The organism is Arthrobacter sp. Y3225116 (genome assembly GCF_059091245.1).
The window spans coordinates 1-3,346 of sequence record NZ_JBNHGL010000279.1 but is presented as its reverse complement, the minus strand read 5'-3'; the positions used below and the strand labels follow the sequence as shown (position 1 = coordinate 3,346).

4 protein-coding genes are annotated in these 3,346 nt (G+C 67.8%); 2 read left to right on the top strand and 2 right to left on the bottom strand.

The window, feature by feature from the left end:
* Positions 1–496, top strand: a 496-nt coding sequence (locus AC5RV2_RS16065) for a phosphotransferase (protein WP_494093162.1), incomplete at its 5' end; no start/stop codon positions are given.
* Positions 497–566: 70 nt separating this feature from the next.
* Positions 567–944 (top strand): VOC family protein, encoded by a 378-nt coding sequence (locus AC5RV2_RS16060; protein WP_494093161.1) that lies wholly within the window; start codon positions 567–569, stop codon positions 942–944.
* 121 nt (positions 945–1,065) lie between these two features.
* Here the strand turns inward: AC5RV2_RS16060 and AC5RV2_RS16055 are convergent, their stop codons facing one another.
* The gene (locus tag AC5RV2_RS16055) at positions 1,066–1,524 is read right to left on the bottom strand and encodes a DUF779 domain-containing protein (RefSeq protein WP_494093160.1); all 459 of its coding nucleotides are present in this window, start codon (positions 1,522–1,524) and stop codon (positions 1,066–1,068) included.
* Between the two features lie 14 nt (positions 1,525–1,538).
* Complete coding sequence (gene exaC / locus AC5RV2_RS16050) at positions 1,539–3,062, bottom strand: acetaldehyde dehydrogenase ExaC (protein WP_494068076.1); 1,524 nt, start codon at positions 3,060–3,062, stop codon at positions 1,539–1,541.
* Between the last annotated feature and the right edge of the window lie 284 nt (positions 3,063–3,346).

Genomic DNA, 3,346 nt, shown 5'->3' with positions numbered 1-3,346 from the left:
GCTGCACGTGCCCGCCCCGTCCGGCGCCCCGGTGAATCCGGTGCGAGGCGTGCCGCTGTCCTCCCGCAACGCAGCCATGGTGCAGCGCCTGGATGCGCAGGCGGTTCCCCAGGTGGAACGGGTCGCCGCTCTGTGGCGCCAGCTGACTGCCGTACCGGCGTGGGAGGGACCGGCGCTGTGGCTGCACGGCGACCTCCACCCGGGGAACCTGGTGGTGGACGGCAACCGGTTGGCGGCCGTCATCGACTTCGGCGACATCACCGCGGGCGATCCGGCCACCGACCTGGCTGCCGCCTGGCTGGTGTTTGATGCCCCGGGGCGCCGGGAGTTTATTGCGGCCGTCGAAGCGCGCACCGACGTTTCCCCGGAGACCTGGCAGCGCGCCCGCGGCTGGGCGTTGAACATCGCGACGGTGCTGCTGACCTCCTCGGATGACAACAGGTTGTTGCGCGGCGTGGGGGAGCGGGCGCTGGCCGAAGTCCTGTCCGGGAGCTAGCCGCCGCGCCGCCGCCGCAGTAGCATGGCCGGATTGCTGCCCAGGAAGTGCGTCCACGGGAGGAGTGGCGATGCCCGGCCCCACAGGTCTGCAGCTGCATGCAACGGTGCTGGGAGCGCCCGATCCGTTGGCCTTGGCGCAGTTTTACGGTCGGCTGCTGGGCTGGGACATCCGCACCAACGAGCCAGACTGGGTGACACTGGCCAATCCGGGCGGTGGGCCGGGGCTGTCCTTCCAGCTGGAGGAGGACTACCGCCCGCCGGTCTGGCCCGAAGAACCCGGCGAACAGCAAATGCTGATGCACCTGGACATCCTCGTCGAGAACCTGGCCGCCGCCTGTTCTCACGCCGAGTCGGTAGGGGCCGAACGTGCCGGATTCCAACCGCAGGACGACGTCCGGGTGTACTTCGACCCGGCGGGGCACCCGTTCTGCCTCTTCGAACGCTAGGCGCGGCACTCAAGGTTTTTCGCCGCTGCTCCGGTTTGGGCCCCTGCTCCACCTAATAAGCGGAGCAGGAGCCCGAATTGGAGCGTAGCCCCCGCCGCCCGCCCCGGCTCGGAGCCTCGCCTTAGTCCGGCGGTGCCGTGCCGTCGAACAGCCGGGAGCGGATCAGGAAGCGTTTGCCCTCCGGCGCCTCCACCGAGAACCCGCTGCCGCGTCCGTCCACCACGTCCACGGTCAGATGCGTGTGCTTCCAGTACGCGAACTGCTCCCGCGACATCCAGAAGTCCAGGCTCCCGCGGCCGGGAAGGTCGAACGTGCCCAGCAGCACGTCCGCATCGCCGGTGAGGAATTCACCGGCCGGATAGCACATGGGGGAGGAACCGTCGCAGCAGCCGCCGGACTGATGGAACATCAGCGGTCCGTGAACCTCCCACAGTTTTTGCAGCAGCCCGACGGCCGGTCCGGTGAGCGCCACCCGGGAACAATCCTCCCCGGGCAGCGCCACCGCGGCCTCGAGCGCCGCCTCGTGTTTCCCGGCGGGCGGGGCGGGTGCACCCTGCCCCTGCGGTGAAGCAGACGCCATGACGTGACCTGTCTTTAGAAGAAGCCGAGCTTGTTCTCGTTGTAGCTGACCAGCAGGTTTTTGGTCTGCTGGTAGTGGTCCAGCATCATCGCGTGGTTCTCGCGGCCGATGCCCGAGGACTTGTAGCCGCCGAACGCCGCTCCCGCCGGGTAGGCGTGGTAGTTGTTCACCCACACCCGGCCCGCCTGGATTTCGCGCCCTGCCCGGTAGGCCACGTTCCCGTTGCGGCTCCACACGCCGGCGCCCAGCCCGTAGAGTGTGTCGTTCGCGATCTGCAGGGCTTCCTGATAGTTCCCGAACCGGGTAACCGAGACGACCGGCCCGAAGATCTCTTCCTGGAAGATCCGCATGCTGTTGTCGCCCTCGAAGATGGTGGGCTTCACATAGTAGCCGTCGGCGAGGTCCCCGTCGAGGATGTTCCGGCCGCCGCCGGTCAGGACCTTCGCGCCCTCCTGCTGGCCGATGTCCATGTAGGACAGGATCTTCTCGAGCTGGTCGTTGGAGGCCTGGGCGCCGACCTGCGTGGCCGTGTCCAGCGGGTTGCCCTGGATGATCGACTCGGTCCGGGCCAGTGCGTCGGCCATGAACGAGTCGTAGATCGACTCCTGCACCAGTGCCCTCGAAGGGCAGGTGCAGACTTCGCCCTGGTTGAACGCGAACAGGGTGAAGCCCTCCAGCGCCTTGTCGTAGAACGCGTCGTTTTCGGCGGCCACATCGGAGAAGAAGATGTTCGGGCTTTTCCCGCCCAGCTCCAGCGTGACCGGAATCAGGTTCTGCGACGCGTACTGGCTGATCAGCCGGCCGGTGGTGGTCTCGCCGGTGAACGCGATCTTGCGGATCCGCGGGCTGGACGCCAGCGGCTTGCCGGCCTCCACGCCGAATCCGTTGACCACGTTGACCACGCCCGCCGGCAGGATGTCCGCGATCAGTTCCATCAGCACCAGGATGGACGCCGGTGTCTGCTCCGCAGGCTTAAGAACGACGGCGTTGCCCGCCGCGAGCGCGGGAGCCAGCTTCCACGTGGCCATCAGGATGGGGAAGTTCCAGGGGATGATCTGCCCGACCACACCCAGCGGCTCGTGGTAATGGTAGGCGGTGGTGTCGTCGTCCAGTTGGGACAGCCGGCCCTCCTGGGCCCGGATGGCCGAGGCGAAGTAGCGGAAGTGGTCGGCGGCCAGCGGGATGTCGGCGGCCAGGGTCTCGCGCACAGCCTTGCCATTGTCCCAGGTCTCCGCCACGGCCAGCAGTTCCAGGTTCTCCTCGATCCGGTCCGCGATCCGGTTCAGCACTGCGGCCCGGTCCGCCACCGAAGTCTTGCCCCACGACGGTGCCGCCTTGTGGGCGGCGTCCAACGCCAGTTCGATGTCCTCGGCGGTCCCGCGTGCCACCTCACAGAACGTTTTGCCGGTCACGGGCGAGGGGTTCTCGAAGTATTGGTTCTTTACCGGGGCGACCCATTCGCCGCCGATCCAGTTCTCGTAGCGCTGCTTGAAGCTGACGGGTGATCCCTCGGTTCCGGGCTGGGCGTAAACAGTCATGGTCGACTCCTCTGGCTTCGGTGTCCGGACCCCCACGGCCCGGCAGACGGCACTGTCTGTGTCACCAGAGCCTACGGAGGGCAACGTTGCAATCAGGTTGCAGCGGTCGTCCTCGCGGCGGCTCCGGCCGCGGCATTCTCCGAAGGGCCCAGTCAAGCCCCGGCCTCCAACCGCACCGGCACCGTTGCGAAGGGCCCAGTCAAGCCCCGGCCTCCAACCGCACCGGCACCGTTGCGAAGGGCCCAGTCAAGCCCCGGCCTCCAACCGCACCGGCACCGTTGCGA

Excerpts from the sequence above, each read along its gene's own strand:
- exaC (WP_494068076.1), bottom strand. The coding sequence starts at position 3,062 with ATGACTGTTTACGCCCAGCCCGGAACCGAGGGATCACCCGTCAGCTTC.
- AC5RV2_RS16055 (WP_494093160.1), bottom strand. The coding sequence starts at position 1,524 with ATGGCGTCTGCTTCACCGCAGGGGCAGGGTGCACCCGCCCCGCCCGCC.
- AC5RV2_RS16060 (WP_494093161.1), top strand. The coding sequence starts at position 567 with ATGCCCGGCCCCACAGGTCTGCAGCTGCATGCAACGGTGCTGGGAGCG.